Origin of the sequence: Collinsella sp. CLA-AP-H1 (assembly GCF_040092945.1) — a bacterium.
Lineage (GTDB): Bacteria > Actinomycetota > Coriobacteriia > Coriobacteriales > Coriobacteriaceae > Collinsella.
Genome location: NZ_JBBNKO010000009.1, coordinates 17,636 through 35,655 on the forward strand (window position 1 = coordinate 17,636; position 18,020 = coordinate 35,655).

Here is an 18,020-nt window from a genome sequence, read left to right on the forward strand (position 1 = left end):
GCAGGAATGGAACAGAGGGTCCTCGGGGGAAGATACCTCCTCAAGGATAAGGTGGGGACAGGCGGCATGGCGACCGTCTACCGTGCACAGGACCAGGTCCTCGACCGCACGGTAGCCGTCAAGATCATGCTGCCGCAGTATGCTGGCGACGCAACCTTCGCCGCACGCTTTAAGCAGGAGGCCCAGGCAGCAGCCGGTCTCTCCTCCCCTTATATCGTGGGCGTCTACGATTGGGGCAAGGACGGCGACACCTATTACATCGTCATGGAGTACCTGCGCGGTACCGACCTTAAGAGCGGCATCAAGAGCCACGGCGCCCTCGACCCCAAGAAGGTCGCCCAGATCGGCTCGCAGATCAGCTCCGCGCTTTCGGTCGCCCACAAGCACGAGATCATCCACCGCGACATTAAGCCGCAGAACATCATGGTGCTGCCCGACGGCAACATCAAGGTGATGGACTTTGGCATCGCGCGCGCCAAGAACAGCCACCTCACGCAAGACAACAACGTGCTGGGAACCGCCCACTACGTCAGCCCCGAGCAGACCCGTGGTCAGGACCTCGGCCCCACCTCGGATATCTACTCGCTGGGCGTCGTGATGTATGAATGCGCCACCGGCCGCGTGCCCTTTGACGGTGACGACGCTATCTCGGTCGCACTCAAGCAGGTCAACGAGCTGCCTATTCCGCCGAGCCAGATCAACTCCGGTGTCGACGCCGACCTTGAGCGCATCATCCTCAAGTGCATGGAGAAGGACCCGGCAAACCGCTTCCAGACCGCCGACGAGCTGCGTCAGGTGCTCAACAGCTACCTGTCGGGCCGTGCCGTCAACGTCTCGGAGCCCACGCGCATCATCGGTGCCCCCGGCGAGCTGGGCGCCACCAAGACTCGCGAGCTTTCCGATCAGACGCGCGCCATGGTGCGTCCCGTCTCGGGCGTGAGCGGGCAGAATACCACCCGTAGCTCGGTTTCGGGCTCCACCGGCTCCTACGAGGTCGAAGAGCCCAAATCCAACAAAAACAAGATCATCGCCGCCGTGGTGGCAGCGGTTGCCGTCATCGGCATCGTGGTGGCCTTTGCCACAGGACTCTTTGGCGGCGAGCAGGTCACCGTGCCCGATGTGCTGGGCAAGGACCAGCAGACTGCCGTCGAGCTGATCAAGGAAGCCGGCCTCGAGGTCGGCACCATCGACCAAAGCTACAACGACGATGTCGACGAGGGCAAGGTCGCCGAGCAGACGCCCAACGGCAACACCAAGAAGGCCAAGGGCACCAAGGTGAACCTGGTAATCTCCAAGGGCCCCAAGCCCTCCGAGAAGGTTGAGGTTCCCCGGCTTGTCGGCCTGACCAAGGACCAGGCAGAAGCCGCGCTGGCAAGCGTTGGCCTGAAGGGCAACGCCTCCGAGGAGGCCAACGAGGCCGATGAGGGCCAGGTCTTTGAGCAGAGCACCGAAGCCGGTAAGGAAGTCGCGAAGGGCACGACCATCTCGTACAAGGTCTCGAACGGCCCGGATACCACGTCCGTCCCCGATCTGACCGACATGACCGAGGCCCAGGCGCGCAACGCCCTCGATATGGCAGGCTTTGGCGTCGACGTTAGCTACCAGGAGAACGACTCGGTTACCGAGGGCACCGTGATCAGCTGGAACCCCAGCGGCAAGCAGAAGCCCGGCGCCACGATTACCGTCGTCATTGCCAAGAAGTCCGGCAAGGCCACTGTCCCGGGCAACCTGTACGGTAAGAGCATTTCCGCCGCTGTTACCGCGCTCAACAACGCCGGTTTCTATAACATTGGCTTCTGTGACCAGAACGGCAATCCCGTGAGCGGTAACGAGGATGCCACCGTTACGGGCGTCTCCCCCACCGGCAAGCAGTCCACCGACAGCACGATCACGCTAACGGTCGCACTTTCTGGCTCGGGTTCGGGCTCTGGCTCGGGCACGGGTGACGATTCCGGTACGACCAACTAGTCGCCACCCCACCGCCCATCACGGCTCTCGCCGCAAACATATTCGCTCACAGGCGCCCGCTTGCTTCCCCAGCAAGCGGGCGCTTTCTTTATCTGAAGCAGCGAATACTCCGGCATGCCTTAAACCAGAAGAGCCCGGCACCGTAGCGGTACCAGGCTCGATATTTCTCTGGTGCCCCCGGGCGGATTCGAAAACTCCCCCCGCGGGAAATTGGTGACGCGGGTGTCGACGGTCCGAATCCGCCGGCGGCCCCCACAAACCAGAAACGGCGCCGCCCTCGCGACGCCGTCATAATCTTCTGGTGCCCCCGGGCGGATTCGAACCGTCGACACCCGCTTTAGGAGAGCGGTGCTCTATCCCCTGAGCTACGGAGGCATGTTGTACTAGTGTAGCAGATTTGCTGCATCGCAATACGTCGCATGACTAGACTTCGAAGTTGCGGTGGAATAGTTCCTGTCTGAAGCATCTAAAGCCGTATTTAGGAACTATTTCACCGCAACTTGTGAAGAGCTAGTTGCCTTTGTGGAAGAGGTTTTTGATAACGGAGGGGATGCTCTTGGCGCCCTTGGCCGTCACATCGATAAAGTCGGGCGAACGCACAAGCTTATCCTCGTCGACGTACTTGCGGACAGCACGAAGCGTCTCTTTGTCGTCGCGCGTCGAAAACGTAAAGTGACCGTTGTCCTTGGTGAAGATGGCAAAACGCGTGATCTTCTTGGTGCCGCGTAAAACCTCGGCGGCAATATAGTCGACCTCGTCCCACGGGATTTGAATATAATCCTCGGGATTGCGCTCGTTGTAATACTCGAACGCCTTATTGCCCACCATCACGTTACCGTGGCTGGTAAGCCCCATCAGGCAGGTTGCCGGCGTTGCCAGATCGACCGTGCTGTTCTGAGATTGCGCCATGCGCGCCTCGCCCTCCAAATAAAACAATCGGACCGCATCCAGTGTACCCACCGGGTGCGGTCCGTTTCAATGGCTCAAAAGCCCTTGCCTAGCAATTCTCGGTCTTAAGCCGAAGCGTGCTTACATGAAGCCGCAGAAGCGACCGATGATGCCGACGGCGAAGAGAGCCAGGATGATGACGATCGGGCTGACCTTCTTCTTGAGGAGCTTGCAGACCAGCAGGGTCAGGCACACGGCGGCAAGGCCGGGGATGAGCTGATCGAGGTTGGCCTGAAGCGTGGTGACCTTCATCTGATCAAGGGCGGTAGCACCGACGGAGTTGTACATCGTCAGCGCTTCCTTGATACCCTCGGAACCGGAGGGCAGGCTAGCCCAGTCGATAAAGGCGCCAGCAGACTGCTTGACCGTGGAGACGATCGGGGTGAAGGAAATGGACACCCAGCGCTCGACCAGGGCGCCGATGATGAACATACCCAGGATGGAAGCGCCCTCGGTGACCTTGCCCATCAGACCACCGGAGAGGTCCTTGGCGATGGAGGAGCCGACCTTGTAGCCAAACTCCTGCGTGTACCACAGGAAAGCGTAACGGATGATGTTCCACGCGAAGAAGAACAGCAGCGGACCGACGATGCTGCCGGACATGGCCAGGGAAGCGCCCAGAGCGCCCAGAATCGGGCGAAGGGTGAACCAGAAGACGGGGTCGCCGACGCCGGCGAGCGGGCCCATCATACCGACCTTGACGCCCTGAATGGCGACGTCATCGATCGGAGCACCGTTGGCGCGCTCCTCCTCGAGAGCGAGGGTAACGCCAATGACGGGGGCGGAAACATAGGGGTGGGTGTTATAGAACTCCAGGTGGCGCTTAAGAGCGGCAATCTGGTCATCCTTGCTGATGTAGAGCTTCTTGATCGCAGGGATCATTGCGAAGCACCAGCCGCCGTTCTGCATACGCTCGTAGTTCCACGAGCCCTGAAGGAACTGATGACGGAAGCAAACCTTCTTGCGGTCAGCCTTGGTGAGCTGAATCTTGTTCTCTGCCATATGTATCACTCCCCTCCTACTCGTAATCGTTCAGAATGTCGCCGAGCGGGTCGCCGGAGCCACCGCCCATGCCGCCACCCTGCTTGGCCAGATCCTTAAGGCCAAGGTAGATGAGGGCAAGGGAGATGCCGATGAGACCAAGGGCGATCAGCGTGAGCTGAGGGATGGCAGCAAGGACAAAGCCGAGGACGAAGAACGGCCAGGTCTCCTTGGTGGCCATCATGTTGATGACCATGGCGTAACCGACGGAAGCGACCATGCCGCCGCCGACAGCCATGCCGCCGGACAGCCAGTCGGGCATAGCGTTAAGCGCGTTGGTAACGGCCTCGGCCGGGATGACGCACAGAAGCACTGCCGGGATGGCGATACGAAGGCCCTGCATGAGGATGGCAGCATACTGCCAGCGCTCGATGCCGGAGAAGTCGCCCTTCTCGGCGCAACCGTCCATGGCGTGAGCGATAGCGGTAGCAATGGTACGGCAGATCATGGTCAGGAACAGACCAGCGACCGACAGCGGGACGGCGACGGCGATAGCGGTGGTAACGGCCTTGGCCGAATCGGTGGCGCCACCGTTGAGGGCGAGCACCATGATGATCGAAGAAGCGACCGAGGCCAGAGCGGCGTCAGGCGCGACAGCGGCGCCGACGTTAGCCCAGCCAAGGGCCATCATCTGGAGCGAACCGCCCAGGAGGATGCCCTCCTGAAGGTGACCGGTTACGAGACCGATAAGCGTGCATGCCACGAGCGGCTGATGGAACTGGAACTCATCCAGAATGCCTTCCATACCGGCAAGCAACGCGACAATCGCAACAAGCAGAATAGTGATTGCAGACATGTATCGGACCCTCCTTTACTATGCTTGAGCGGCCAGTTCGGCCTTAGCTTTCTTCAACATGGCGTCGAGATCCTCGGAGGAATCCGAAGGAACCTTGCGGACCTCGAACTTGACGCCCTTGGCCTTGAGGGCCTCGAGAGTCTTGACGTCGTCATCGCCCATAGCGACGGCGTTGGTGACGACGACCTTGCCCTTGGAGTGAGCCATGGAACCGATGTTGACTTCCTTGATGTCGACGCCGGCCTCGATGGCCTTGAGCAGATCCTGCGGGTTCTCGAAGAGCAGCATGGCCTTGGTGTCACCAAAGCGCGTGTCCTTGACGACCTCGGCCATCTTCTTGATGGGCACGACGTTGGCATGGACTCCCGGAGGGGCAGCCTGCTCGATCATGGTCTTGCGGAGCTCGTCGTGAGCAACGCCGTCGGAAACCACGATGATGCGGTTGGGGTTGATCTGCTTGGTCCACGTGGTGGCCACCTGACCATGAAGCAGACGGGTGTCGATACGGACGTGGGCGATCTTGATGTGCCCATCGCCGATGACCGTTCCCGGAGGGATGGCGCCTGCAGGAGCAGCGGCGGCTGCAGCCGGCTTCTTCTCCTCGGGCTCCAGAGACTCGGGCTTGACGCGCACGCCAGCCTTAGCCTCAGTCACGAGATGTTTTGCGATCGTATGTGCAGTGTTCTTTGCGTCAAAGCGCTGCGAATATGCCTCGATGAGCATAGGCAGGTTGACACCGGTGACGATAGCCCAGGAATCGTGGCCCTCGATGAGCCCGCTGATCTGGTTGAACGGCGTGCCGCCCCACAGATCAACGAGGAAGAGCACCTGCTCCTGGTCCTCGAAGGAAGCGACTGCTTCCTCGACCTTGGCACGGAAGTCGTCGGGGCCCATGCTCGGCTCGAGCGAGACCACGGCAACAGACGGCTGATCGCCAAAGACCATCGAGCCCGTCTGCTTGATTCCAGCTGCCAAGTCCCCGTGGCTAGCAAGAACAATACTTACCATCACATAACCTCCTTTTTGTCTACGTATTTCCTACACGACATGAAAGGAGTATACCTGTTTGGATTGTGGAATTCTAGCTAAATTCGCAAAAGGTTGGATTATTTGTTTAAACGTCTAAGTTTGTTACAAATTGGTTACGTTGCTGCTTTTCGACTCATTACCCGCCAAAGCGTTGCTCATCAAGCCATGTACTTTACAGATACAAGCAGGCTGTTCATTAATAATGATTTTAAGCAAGTGCGAATGTACTTGTACTGCTGCTATTTTGTTTAAACAGACATGGCTTGACTATTTTCGTGACTTATGTTCTAGCGCAAGTAGTCGTTGGGAACGTTCTTGTTTGACTAGTCATGTAAGAACGTCCCCAACGACTAAGGACTAGACGATGTGGAGGGGGTTGGCGGCGTCGACGGCGTCGGGAGCGTCGGAAGGGCCATCGGGGGCAGCGCCTGCCGGGTCCTCGTCGGGGGTCTCGATCTGCTTGATCATGACCTCCTGGCCCTGCAGCAGGTATGTTTCGCCGCTGCCGCAATGAGGGCAGGTCTTGCCGTGCTCGACGGTCGCATAGTCGCGGCCGCACGCCTCGCAATGCGTCACGGCCTCGACAGGCTCCACAAGAAGCTCCGCACCCTCGGTAATGGACTTTTTATCTGCCGCCCAGCGCCAGGCGTCGAGCAGCAAGTCGGGAACGACGCCCGAGACCTCGCCCAGCAGCAGCGTGACGCTCGAAACGCGACTCACGCCATTGGCGCGCGCCACATTCTCAACATCACGAATGATGTGATAGACGATTCCGAGCTCGTGCATTTATTTCCTTCCGCCGTTCCCGTTATGACTACTTACTTGCGACCGAACTTAATCTTGATGACGCGCTTCAAAGCATACTTGCCGAGGCTTGGGAGCTTTTGCTCGTATTTGACCATCGTGGAGCACTCGGGGCGGTCGCGATCCAGATGGATGGCGTCGAACGCGCACTTGGTAGTGCACAGACCGCAGCCGATACACTTGTTGGGGTCGACGATCGAGGCGCCGCAGCCCAGGCAGCGGGCGGTCTCGGCGCGCACCTGCTCCTCGGTAAAGGTCTCAACATACTCGCTAAACGGCGCAGCCTTCTCGCGTTCGCGGTCCACGTGGGCAACCTCGCGGCTCGCGTTGTCGTAGCTCTCGAGCACAACGTCGTTGCGGTCGAGCGCGGTGTAGCGGCGCTGGTTGCGGCCGATGGTGAGCGTGGAGCCCGGCTGCGCAAAGCGATGGATGGACACGGCGGCCTCGTGACCGGCGGCGATGGCATCGATGGCAAAGCTGGGACCAGTGTAGACGTCACCGCCCACAAAGATGTCGGGTTCGGCGGTCTGGTAAGTCTGGGGATCGGCAAGGGCGCCCTGGCCACGGCCGAGCTCCACCTTGGAGCCAGCCAGCAAGTCGCCCCACACAATGGACTGGCCAATCGACATGACGACACGGTCGGCGTCGACACGGCGCAGATCGTTCTCGTCGTACTCGGGCGCAAAACGGCCCTCGTCGTCAAAGACACGCGTGCAGCGCTTGAAGGTGATACCGCACACACGACCGGCCTCGTCCAGGTGAATCTCCTTGGGGCCCCAGCCGCAGCTGATGTGAGCGCCGTCCTCAACGGCCTCGCGACGCTCCTCCTCGCTGGCGGGCATCTGAGCCTCGCTCTCCAGGCAGAACATCTCAACGTGCTCGGAACCCAGACGGCAGGCGTTGCGCGCGACATCGATAGCCACGTTGCCGCCGCCCACCACAATGGTGCGGCCGGGCAACGCGTCGATCTTGCCACTGTTGACCTCGAGCAAAAAGTCGACGGCCACGGTCACGTCCTCGGCATCCTCACCCGGAATACCGGCAAGGCGGCCGCCCTGGCAGCCAATGGCAACGTAGAAGGCCTTAAAGCCCTGCTCGCGCAGCTCGTCGAGTGTCACATCACGACCGACCTCCACGCCATAGCGGAACTCGGCACCCATCAGGCGAATGATCTCGACCTCGGCCTCGATAACATCCTTCTGCAGCTTAAAGCTGGGAATGCCATAGGTGAGCATGCCACCCGGGCGCTCGTTCTTCTCGAACACGACGGGCTTGTAGCCCTTCTCGGCCAGGTAGAAAGCGCAGGACAGGCCGGCCGGACCGGCACCGATGATGGCGATCTTCTGATCAAAGCCGCCAGCGCGCGTCGGCGTAACCACGGGCGGGACGTAGCGGGTCGCGGCATCCAGATCGCGCTGGGCGATGAACTTCTTGACCTCGTCGATGGCCACGGCGGCGTCCACACGACCGCGGGTGCAGGCATCCTCACAGCGGCGGTTGCACACACGGCCGCAGATAGCGGGCAGCGGGTTCTCGCGCTTAATGAGTGCTAGGGCCTCGTCATAGCGACCCTGAGCCGCGAGCTTCAAATAGCCCTGAACGGCAACGTGCGCGGGGCAGGCCGTCTTGCAGGGAGCGGTGCCGGACTCATGCGTCTCGATGCGGTTGTCGTTGCGGTAGTTGGGCGACCACTTGGTGTGGTCCCACTTGGTGGCATCGGGCAGCTCCTGGCGCGGATACTCGGGCACCTGTCCGCCCACCTTTTTGCTGCAGAGCTTCTGGCCCAGCTTGGCGGCGCCGGCCGGACACACCTCAACGCAGCGACCGCAGGCCACGCACTTGTCCTTCTCGACCTTGGCGACATAGGCCGAGCGCGACAGGTTGGGCGTGTTGAACAGCTGCGAGGTGCGCAGGGCGTAGCACACGTTGACGTTGCAGTTGCAGATGGCGAAGATCTTGTTCTCGCCGTCGATGTTGGTGATCTGGTGCACAAAGCCGTTGTCCTCGGCCTGGCGCAGGATGTCGTAGACCTCGTCGCGCGTCACGTAATGGCCGCGGTCGGTCTCAACCACATAGTCGGCCATATCGCCCACGGCAATGCACCAGTCGGCGGGGTCGTCGGCGCAGCCCTCACCCATCACGCGACGGCTCGCGCGGCAGCTGCAGGTGCTAGCGGCATATTTGCCATCGTATTTGTCGAGCCAATGCTCGATATGCTCGATCGGCACCGAGGTGCTCGCGGCGTCGATAGCCTTCTCGACCGGAATGACATGCATGCCGATACCGGCGCCTCCGGGCGGCACCATCGGCGTGGCCTTGGACAGCGGTCCCTTGGACGCCTGCTCAAAGAACTTGGCATAGACCGGGTGCTCCTCGAGCTGGCTCACGCGCATGTTGAGGAACTCGGCGGAACCCGGCACCAGCATGGGCAACACCCATTGCTTGGCGCGCTCGGGGTTTTCCCAGTTGTACTCGAGCAGGCCCGTGTAGCTCATATCGTCGAGCATCTTCTCGATATCGGCTTCGGGCATGCCGGTGAGCTTGACCATCTCGGACAGCGTATAGGGACGGCGCATCTTCATCTTGCAGAGCACTTCGGCCTGCTCGTCGGTCGCGGCCTCGGCAAACGACCAGTACTCGTAGCCCAGCAGCTCGTCGCGATGCAGCAGGCGGTTGGTGCAGTGCTCGCACAGCTTGACGATGGCCTCGCGCGGATGCTCCGGCAGCGGCGGCACGAACTCCGAACCGATGTCGGGCTCGGTGTAGCTAATCCCCGGTCCGTTGAGAATCATGGTTGTCCCTTCTCTTGCCGCAGCCCGACGAGGCCGCAGCGCCCCTCTTTTTTGCAGGCCGGGCATGCCCCATGCCGTTCACCCGCCATTGTTGACATTGTGTCAAAAATAGTATTGACGAACCGTCAACAATATTCAAGACTGTTAGGCGAACGGTCAGGCAAAAGAGGATGAAAGGCGGCAAAACATGGGCAACAACACAGCAGGTACCTCTGTAGTCGATGCCGTCCCCGCATCCGATAGCGCGGCAAAGCGCCTGACGGGCGACGAACGCCGTCGCGAGATCCTCGATGCCGTGCGCACCGTAAGCTCCGAGCTGGGCGTATCCCACCTATCGGTATCGGCCGTGACCAAGCGAGCCGGCTGTACGCGTTCATTGTTCTACCACTACTTCGCCGACATGGACGCCGCCGTCACCGCTGTTATGGACGAGGCGATCGACGGCTTTATCTCCGAACTCGAGCAGTGGAACGCCGACCGCACCGTCGGTGATATCGAGGGCGCGCTCGACACCGTCGCCCCGCTCTTTAAGCGCCTGGTCGCCAGCGGCCACGAGCTGCCGAGCACGCTTACCTCGAGCAGCGGCGCGCTCTACGGCGGCTTTTTGCACAACGTGGTCCAGCGCGTGGCGCAGTATATCTGCGACACCACCGTAGTGGATTTTGTCGCCCATCATGAGCTACGCATCGACCATGTCTACGAGACGTTCTACACCCTCATCATGGGGTTGTTGATGTATATCCGCACGCACCCCGATGTGCCCGACGAGACGGTCAAGGAAATCATCGCCTCGACGCTCCACATCGAGGGCTACACCGCCAAGTATCCGGAGCGCATGCCCCAGAACTGACGACATTTGGCCAAACTGCCCGCGATCAGAAGAGGGGCCGCGGGCGTGTGAAAGGAGAGCAGCATGCTGTTCGATGTTTGGGGTAGCGATACCCTTATCCACTGGGCCGGCTGGGCCATGGTCTTTATCGGCCTGATCGTGCTCAACGAGGTCGGCCGCCGCACCAAGCTCGGCGCGGCAATCATCTTTGGCGTGGCTCCGCTGGCCATGACCATCTACTGCGTCGCCATCGCCGTGGGCGTTTCGCAGGGTGCCGAGTGGGCGCTCACCAACCCCACCCATGTGTACCAGAACAGCTGGTTCCACTACGCCAAGGTATACGCGGCGCTCGCCGGTTGCTGGGGCTTCATTGCCATTAAGTACCAGTGGGGAAAGATCGGCAAGGCGCATTGGTTCCGCGCATGGCCGTTTGTGATCGTCGCCATCAACATCATGATCGCCGTCGTGTCCGACTTCGAGAGCGCCTATCACTTCTTTGTCCTGGGCGAGTCCACCTGGGTCACCTCCGAAGGTGCCACGCAGCTGGCCGGCTGAAACAACGTGTTCAACGGCATCGCCGGTATCATCAACATCTTCTGCATGACCGGTTGGTGGAGCGTCTACGCCTCCGAGGATCAGACCGACATGCTGTGGCCCGATATGACCTGGGTCTACATCATCGCCTACGATATCTGGAACTTCTGCTACACCTACAACTGCCTGCCCACCCACTCCTGGTTCTGCGGCTTTGCACTGCTGCTGGCGCCCACCGTCGCCGCCTTTATCTGGAACAAGGGCGGCTGGATCCAGAACCGCGCCTTTACGCTGGCCATTTGGTGCATGTTTGCCCAGGTGTTCCCCTACTTCCAGGAGGAGTCCATCTTTGTGACCCACTCCACGCTCGACCCCGGCGCCGCCACCGCGGTCTCGATTGCCGCGCTGGTCGCCAACGTCGCCGCGATCATCTACATCGCCTACCGCGCCAAGAAGCTCGGCCGCAATCCCTACAAGCAGGATGTCTTTGAGGGCACCAGCGATTGGGAGAAGGCCACCGCTCGTCGCGCCAAGGTCGATTACGCTCACGCCGAGTAACATGTTGGTCGCTGTTGGCGCCTGGGCATAGGCCCGCCCGCCAGGTTTTTCATCCAATGCCTCGCAGAGCCCCCGGAAAGCGTTTCGCTCGCTTTTCGGGGGCTTTTGTCGTTGCGTCTCTATTCATCTATTCAAAAACATGCGCATATATAAAATCGGATTTCAAATCATGAGGCGGCTCTATAGGGTCCTGTTTTTGGGTACAGTGTTGTCCCGATATTGAGCTTGGGGGATATATGAAAGATGAGACGACGGGCCAAGAGGACGCGGTCCAAGATGCAGAAGCGTGTGCCGAGGCCCTGGAGAGCCTAGACCGGATTTCGCTTGACGATGTTGCGTTTGACGATTCGAGCGTTGATGTGCAGGATGAGCCGGAAATCGAGGCGCAGCCCGATGATCAGGATACAGGCGACGTTGAGCCTGCCGAGGATGAGGCAGATCACGAAGACACCGAAAGCGAGGCCGACGACCAGCCCGGATCCGACACGAGCGAGGAAACCATCTTGCTCGACAACTTGCCGGCCGAAGATTCGCTGACCCGCGAGCTCCCTGGCTTAGGCTCTGCGCCTGCCGTGGACGAGACCATCGCCATGGGCGATATTCCCCTACCGTCCGTTCCTTCGGCACGCGAAGCCGAGGTTCGTCACCGTAAGATGTCGCCCAAGCGCCGCAACCTGATGGTGGCAGGCGTCGTAGCCGTCGCGCTTGTCGCCGGCGGCGCAGGCTATGCCGCTTGGAATGGATACCGGCAAGAGCAGGCCGCCGTGGTTGCCGCAAACGCCCATACCATGATGTCGGTGCAAATTGGCGTACATGCCGCGGGGCTCGACTGCTCAACTGGCTCCAAGATTCCCGTGCAGGTGAGCGGTCAGGATTCTGACGGTTCTTCCGTGAGCGAAACGCTCTACGTTGACGAGCACGGTCGCGGCATTAAGCTGCTGCCCGGCGATTACACGTTCTCCATCGCCGCCTCCCCCATCGCGGCCGACGGCACCATCTACACCGTCCCGACCACCAAGGCCCAGGTTACGGTCAAGAATGACGGGCAGGATCTGCGCGCTCAAGCCACCTTTAAGCTTAAGGTGCCCTCAGCCGACACGGTGACCGACGACCAGATCGATGCCGCCGCCAAGTACGCCGAAGAAGGCGGCGCGAGCTCTGCCGCCGCGGCAAAGATACTCCAGCAGGCGGCAATTACGCGCCGCGATGCCGCCGCCAACGCCGTAAGCGCAAGCGAGGCTCAGTCCGCCCGCGATGCCGACGCTCGGCACAAGGCGACGAACCTGTATCAGCTCGATATTCCGGTTGAGTGGTATGGCAAGGTCGCAACCTGGCAGAACGGCAACACGCTGTGCATTTATCTGGACGGCGACACCAACACACCGCTCGTGACGCTCGTCGCGGTGCGCGATGGCGAGACCTTTACGCCCGACGACGGCGATACGGTTTTGGGCACGGTCGGCCTAGGCAACGGCTACACCGTCTACGCCAGCGGCCCCGTCTATCCGTACGTGGTGCCCCAGACCATCAACGGACGCACGCAAGACCCCGTGTCGACCTACCCCATGGACACGGCCATTGAGCTTGTCGAGCTTACGACCGGCAACCGCTACACCTATAGCCAGATCAAGAACGTGCTGGTCGGCAAAGACGGCAAGGCTGACGCCGCGACCAAACTCGAGACCGACTACCTAGCCCAGATTCTCCTGCCGAGCATCAAAGCCCAGGACTAGCCGGGCGCATCATGGTGCTCCCCAACCGTGATGAAGGGACCAGGAGGTCCTGGCCCCACGATCCGTAGATGATTAGGCAAGGAGCCACTTCCATGCGGGCACAACGTGTACCACACCGTGTTCGCATGGAATATCGGCCTGCTCATCCATGGTAACGATTGCCGACTCGCCAAGATCGAACTGGGCCATCGAGGCATCAAGCGCGGCAATTTCGCGCTCGCGCGTTTTCTCACTTGCCATATCCACACTCACCTGAATCAGGCTATAAGCCCGCATGAGAAGTGCGTCCCCAGCCACAAAGTCCACCTCATGGCTTTTGCTCTTCTCTTTGATCAGCAGGCGGCAGACCGAGCCGGTCCTCACCGCGGGAGTCCTTCTTCTTAGCGCATTGAACACTGCGGTCTCGAGCCTCTGGCCCTGGTCCAATGCCGATGCGGGAGAGAATGCTCCAAACATCGCAGGGTCGACAGCGTAGACCTTAGACGCAGACCGCATGTTATTTGCCAGTGAACGCGTGAACTCCGGCACGGAGAACAGCAGGTAGGCGTCCTCATAATACTCAAGTAAGTCGCTGAGCGAATTACGACTGACGGGTATCTGCCTGCTCTTGAACTCGTTGTACACTTTGTTCACCGACAGCTCTCGTCCCGAAGATGCCATACACCGCGTTAGGAACAGCGATGCCAGGCGAGGGTTCTTGACGTCGTAACGCTCAATGACGTCCATAGCGACCGTTCGCGAAGCATATTCCTGTAGCAGCTGAATCGCGTCTGCGGGCGTCTGCTCAAGCGTCGCGATGAATCCCCCTCGTTCAAGATATCCGATCAGATGATGTCGAAGCAGCGCTGCATCGCTTGGGGAAAAGGTCGCATCTGGCTCGAAAACGCTCCCCGTCTTATACCGAACGTATTCCGAAAAACTCAACGGAAAAAGCTCCCGTATAAGAGAACGACCCCTGAACTCGCTCTTAAGCTCTGAGGACAGCATCTTAGAAGAAGATCCCGTCACATAGACGGTCGCTTTCTCCGTATCGACTACACGCCGCAGAAACGCACCCCATTCGGGAATTTCCTGGATCTCGTCAAAGAAAATGTAAGCGCCCTCGGTTCGAGCAGCAGGATACAGCGCATAGAACGTGTCGAGCACGTCCGCCAGCAGCGATGACTCATACGGGCGCAAGCGCTCGTCCTCAAAATTAAAGTAAAGCATCCGGTCAAGCTCGACGCCCCGGCCCTGAAGCCGCTGCATCTCCTGATACAGGCGATACGTCTTTCCACAACGGCGGGCCCCCACAACCACATTTACGATGTTGTCGCGCTTTGGCTCCTGTGGGTTTCCCAGATCAAGGTCTCGCTCAAAGACCTGCGGAACCCCCTGCTGTTCAAAGTCCTTTATTTTCTGGGCGATCAAGTCGTTGAATGCCATGATTCTCCAATCTTGCTCTCTAGCTAATCAAAATTATACTGATTCTTGATTAGCTAGAGAGCAAGATTGTGTGTAGTTTGATTAGCACTTAAGCAAGTTTTATCACCGTTATTGCTCCGAAGGATATCGAGTGGCTAAGAGGACAACCGAGCTCGAATGCGACTCCCCGAGCAGTCAATTTGGGACGGGGCTTTTATGACTACCCTCCCCCTGTAGAAAAATCCCTAACGCAGTTGCGGTGAAATAGGGACTGTTTTTGCTGTTCAAACCGCAAAACAGTCCCTATTTCACCGCAACTTATTGGAAACTTTTTGGGATGGCACTCAGCGCCACGGATCGGCTTCGAACATCGGCTCACGCTCGGGGCGTCGGTCGCTGTAGGGGTCGTAACCGTCATCGTCCTCGTTCTCGGCACGGATGTAGGGGTCGCGCGGCTTGGGCGCCGGTTTGGACGTGGGCCTGGGCGCCGGCGCGCTTGTCTTGATCTCGTCTTTCATCTGCATAGCTCCTTGCATCGCATCCGCTCAACATCATCGATTGTCGCACGAAAAAGGGCGGCGGACCCGATTGGATCCGCCGCCCTTGGCGTTTAGAGACGGCTGGTAGATTTTAAGGCATGGCCCAAAATCTACTCGGCGTCGGGGACCTCGTAGGTGGCCGCCGGCGTGTTATCGCACACGACGGTAAAGCCGCCGTCCTTGTCGACATCGACCGTCACCTGATCGCCCTCGCGCACCGTGCCGTCGATGATGGCCGCTGCGATGGCATCGACAACCTCACGCTGCACCAGACGCTTGAGCGGACGGGCACCAAAGACCGGATCCAGGCCGCCCACGGCGAGCATCTGCTTGGCCGCCGGGGTGATGGCAAGCGTCATGCGCTCCTTGGCCAGACGTGCACGGACGTCGGCGAGCTGAATATCGACGATCTTCTCGATCTGCGCCATGCCAAGCGGATGGAACACCACGATATCATCGATACGGTTGAGGAACTCGGGGCGGAAGGTCTGAGCCATGGCCGCGTCGACCTGATGGCGCATCTCCTCCTCGTCCTTGCCGGAAAGCTCGGCAATAGCCTTGGAGCCCACGTTAGACGTCATGATGATGATCGTGTTCTTGAAGGACACCTGGCGACCCTGGCCATCGGTCAGGCGGCCGTCGTCGAGCACCTGCAGCAGCACGTTGAAGACATCCGGATGGGCCTTCTCCATCTCGTCGAGCAAGATCACGGAGTACGGACGACGGCGAACGGCCTCAGTGAGCTGGCCGCCCTCGTCGTAGCCCACGTATCCCGGCGGCGCACCGATCAGACGCTGGACGCTGAATTTCTCCATGTACTCGGACATGTCGATACGCACGAGCGCGCGCTCGTCGTCGAACAGGCACTCGGCCAGCGCCTTGGCGAGCTCGGTCTTGCCCACGCCGGTGGGGCCCAGGAAGAAGAAGCTGCCGATGGGCTTGTCTGGATCGGAGAGACCCGCACGGCTGCGGCGCACGGCCGCGGCGACGGCGGAGACGGCCTCGTCCTGGCCGATGACGCGCTTATGCAGCTCGCCCTCCAAGCCCTTCAGCTTGTCGAGCTCGCCCTGCATCATCTTGGAGACGGGCACGCCGGTCCAGGCGCTCACGACCTCGGCGATCTCATCGGAGGTCACCTGTTCGTTGAGGCCCTCGCCGTCCTGCTGCTTTTGTGCCTCGAGCGCGGCCTCGGAATCCTGAATCTGCTGCTGCAGGCCCGGAATCACGGAGTAGCGCAGCTCGGACGCACGGCCCAGGTCGCCGTTGCGCGTCGCACGCTCCTCCTCGCTCTTGGCCTCGTCGAGCTGCCCCTTGAGCTCCTGCACGTGGTCGATGGCGTTCTTTTGGTTGAGCCAGCCGGCCTTTTGCACATTGAGCTTTTCCTGGACCTCGGCAATCTCTTGGCGCAGGGCCTCCAGACGCTCCTTGGAGGCGTCGTCGGTCTCTTTCATGAGCGCCTGCTCCTCGATCTGCAGCTGGGTGAGCTGACGCGTGGTGGCATCGATCTCGACCGGCATGCTGTCGAGCTCCATGCGCAGGCGGCTTGCCGCCTCATCGACCAGGTCGATGGCCTTGTCGGGCAGGAAGCGGTCGGCGATGTAGCGATCGGAGAGGTCGGCAGCTGCCACGAGCGCGCTATCGGTGATATGCACGCCGTGGAAGATCTCGTACTTCTCCTTCAGGCCACGCAGGATCGAGATGGTGTCCTCGACGGTAGGCTCGCTGACCATCACGGTCTGGAAACGACGGGCGAGCGCCGCGTCCTTCTCGATGTACTTGCGGTATTCGTCGAGCGTGGTCGCGCCGATCGCGTGCAGGTCGCCACGGGCGAGCGCCGGTTTGAGGATGTTGCCGGCGTCCATGGAGCCCTCGGTGGCACCCGCGCCCACGATGGTATGGAGCTCATCGATGAACAGGATGACCTTGCCTTCGGACTTTTGGACTTCCTTGAGTACAGCCTTCAAGCGGTCCTCGAACTCGCCGCGGTACTTGGCGCCGGCGACCAGCGCGCTCATGTCGAGCTCGATGAGGTCGCGGTCGCGCAGGGTGCTCGGCACGTCGCCGGCCACGATACGCTGAGCGATGCCCTCGACGATGGCCGTCTTGCCGACGCCCGGCTCACCGATAAGCACGGGGTTATTCTTGGTGCGGCGGGACAGGACCTGAATGGTACGGCGGATCTCGTCGGTACGGCCGATGACCGGGTCGAGCTTGCCGGCGCGGGCAAGGTCGCAGATATTGCGACCGTACTGCTCCAGCGCCTCAAACTGGGTCTTGTCCTCGGCAGACGTCACGCGGTCATCGCCGCGCAGCTCCTCGTAGACCTGCTCGATGCGCTCCTTGGTGACGCCGGCGTCGCGCAGTACACGACCGGCCTCGCCCTTGTCCTCGGCAAGCGCCATCAGCAAATGCTCGGTCACCACAAAGCTGTCGCCCATCTTGGTGGCCTTCTTCTCGGCCTTCTCGATAACGCGGACGAGCTCGTTGGAAAGACCCATCTGCTGACCCTCGCCGGAAACCTTGGGCGCGTGGTCAATGGCATCCTGCGTGGAGCGTGCAAGCTGAGCCGGGTCGGCACCGATGCGCTCGATGATCACGGAGATATTGCGCTCGCCGGCACCGAGCAGGGCGGACAGCAGGTGAATCGGCTCCACCGCGCCGGCCTGCGCGTCGGCAGCCGTGCTCATGGCGGTCTGCAGCGCCTCGCGCGACGTCATTGCTAGCTTATCGATTCTCATGGAATCACCTCTCTTGGGGTGGCCGCCCTACGGGGCGGCTTCACGTTGTTCGAGAAGTATTGTTGCCAGCTTTGTACAATCTTATACACAAATCTAAGTCTCTATATATAAGATTTTCTGAGTGATTGATGGATAGGGTACTGAGATGTCAGCCCGCCGCTGCCCAGGCGCACTACCGTCTCGATCTGTAACATCTAGCAGCCATTTTTGATCCTAGATGTTACAGATCGAGATGAAATGCTCAGCGGCGCCCGTTTATCTAAATCTGTAACAACTACTCGGCAAATAGGGCCCTATCTGTTACAGA

12 protein-coding genes, 1 tRNA gene and 1 pseudogene are annotated in these 18,020 nt (G+C 60.3%); 4 read left to right on the forward strand and 10 right to left on the reverse strand.

Annotated features, from left to right (window positions below; translation table 11 throughout):
• Nucleotides 1–6: 6 nt before the first annotated feature.
• Nucleotides 7–1,968, forward strand: a complete 1,962-nt coding sequence (gene pknB / locus AAAV44_RS06235; protein WP_349115033.1) for a Stk1 family PASTA domain-containing Ser/Thr kinase — start codon at nucleotides 7–9, stop codon at nucleotides 1,966–1,968.
• Nucleotides 1,969–2,267: 299 nt separating this feature from the next.
• Here the strand turns inward: pknB and AAAV44_RS06240 are convergent.
• The 7 genes from AAAV44_RS06240 to AAAV44_RS06270 all read right to left on the reverse strand — a co-directional run bounded on the left by AAAV44_RS06240 (nucleotide 2,268) and on the right by AAAV44_RS06270 (nucleotide 9,378).
• Nucleotides 2,268–2,343, reverse strand: a tRNA-Arg gene (locus AAAV44_RS06240).
• A 135-nt stretch (nucleotides 2,344–2,478) separates the two neighbouring features.
• The gene (locus AAAV44_RS06245; RefSeq protein ID WP_006235193.1) at nucleotides 2,479–2,877 is read right to left on the reverse strand and encodes a DUF956 family protein; all 399 of its coding nucleotides are present in this window, start codon (nucleotides 2,875–2,877) and stop codon (nucleotides 2,479–2,481) included.
• Nucleotides 2,878–2,997: 120 nt separating this feature from the next.
• Complete coding sequence (locus tag AAAV44_RS06250; RefSeq protein WP_349115034.1) at nucleotides 2,998–3,918, reverse strand: PTS system mannose/fructose/sorbose family transporter subunit IID; 921 nt, start codon at nucleotides 3,916–3,918, stop codon at nucleotides 2,998–3,000.
• A gap of 16 nt (nucleotides 3,919–3,934) precedes the next feature.
• Entirely contained in the window at nucleotides 3,935–4,753 is an 819-nt protein-coding gene (locus tag AAAV44_RS06255; RefSeq protein ID WP_006235195.1) for a PTS mannose/fructose/sorbose transporter subunit IIC, read from the reverse strand.
• An 18-nt stretch (nucleotides 4,754–4,771) separates the two neighbouring features.
• Nucleotides 4,772–5,761, reverse strand: a complete 990-nt coding sequence (locus tag AAAV44_RS06260; protein ID WP_349115036.1) for a PTS sugar transporter subunit IIB — start codon at nucleotides 5,759–5,761, stop codon at nucleotides 4,772–4,774.
• 378 nt (nucleotides 5,762–6,139) lie between these two features.
• Complete coding sequence (locus tag AAAV44_RS06265; RefSeq protein ID WP_349115037.1) at nucleotides 6,140–6,568, reverse strand: hydrogenase maturation nickel metallochaperone HypA; 429 nt, start codon at nucleotides 6,566–6,568, stop codon at nucleotides 6,140–6,142.
• A 32-nt stretch (nucleotides 6,569–6,600) separates the two neighbouring features.
• Entirely contained in the window at nucleotides 6,601–9,378 is a 2,778-nt protein-coding gene (locus AAAV44_RS06270; protein ID WP_349115038.1) for an FAD-dependent oxidoreductase, read from the reverse strand.
• A gap of 187 nt (nucleotides 9,379–9,565) precedes the next feature.
• Between AAAV44_RS06270 and AAAV44_RS06275 the strand changes: the two genes are divergently transcribed.
• The 3 genes and pseudogenes from AAAV44_RS06275 to AAAV44_RS06285 all read left to right on the forward strand — a co-directional run bounded on the left by AAAV44_RS06275 (nucleotide 9,566) and on the right by AAAV44_RS06285 (nucleotide 13,032).
• Nucleotides 9,566–10,228, forward strand: coding sequence for a TetR/AcrR family transcriptional regulator (locus AAAV44_RS06275; protein WP_349115039.1), 663 nt, complete (start codon nucleotides 9,566–9,568; stop codon nucleotides 10,226–10,228).
• 63 nt (nucleotides 10,229–10,291) lie between these two features.
• Nucleotides 10,292–11,299: pseudogene (locus AAAV44_RS06280) on the forward strand (DUF5692 family protein).
• 236 nt (nucleotides 11,300–11,535) lie between these two features.
• Nucleotides 11,536–13,032, forward strand: a complete 1,497-nt coding sequence (locus AAAV44_RS06285; protein ID WP_349115041.1) for a hypothetical protein — start codon at nucleotides 11,536–11,538, stop codon at nucleotides 13,030–13,032.
• A 72-nt stretch (nucleotides 13,033–13,104) separates the two neighbouring features.
• On the opposite strand, the gene AAAV44_RS06290 is transcribed toward AAAV44_RS06285, so the two are convergent.
• From AAAV44_RS06290 to clpB, 3 genes are all read right to left on the reverse strand, one after another.
• Nucleotides 13,105–14,457: an ATP-binding protein gene (locus AAAV44_RS06290; RefSeq protein ID WP_349115042.1), complete on the reverse strand. Its 1,353-nt coding sequence runs from the start codon at nucleotides 14,455–14,457 to the stop codon at nucleotides 13,105–13,107.
• 323 nt (nucleotides 14,458–14,780) lie between these two features.
• A complete protein-coding gene (locus AAAV44_RS06295; protein WP_195535670.1) occupies nucleotides 14,781–14,954 on the reverse strand; it encodes a hypothetical protein in 174 nt (57 codons plus the stop codon).
• A gap of 131 nt (nucleotides 14,955–15,085) precedes the next feature.
• The gene (gene clpB / locus AAAV44_RS06300) at nucleotides 15,086–17,713 is read right to left on the reverse strand and encodes an ATP-dependent chaperone ClpB (protein ID WP_138375308.1); all 2,628 of its coding nucleotides are present in this window, start codon (nucleotides 17,711–17,713) and stop codon (nucleotides 15,086–15,088) included.
• Nucleotides 17,714–18,020 lie beyond the last annotated feature (307 nt).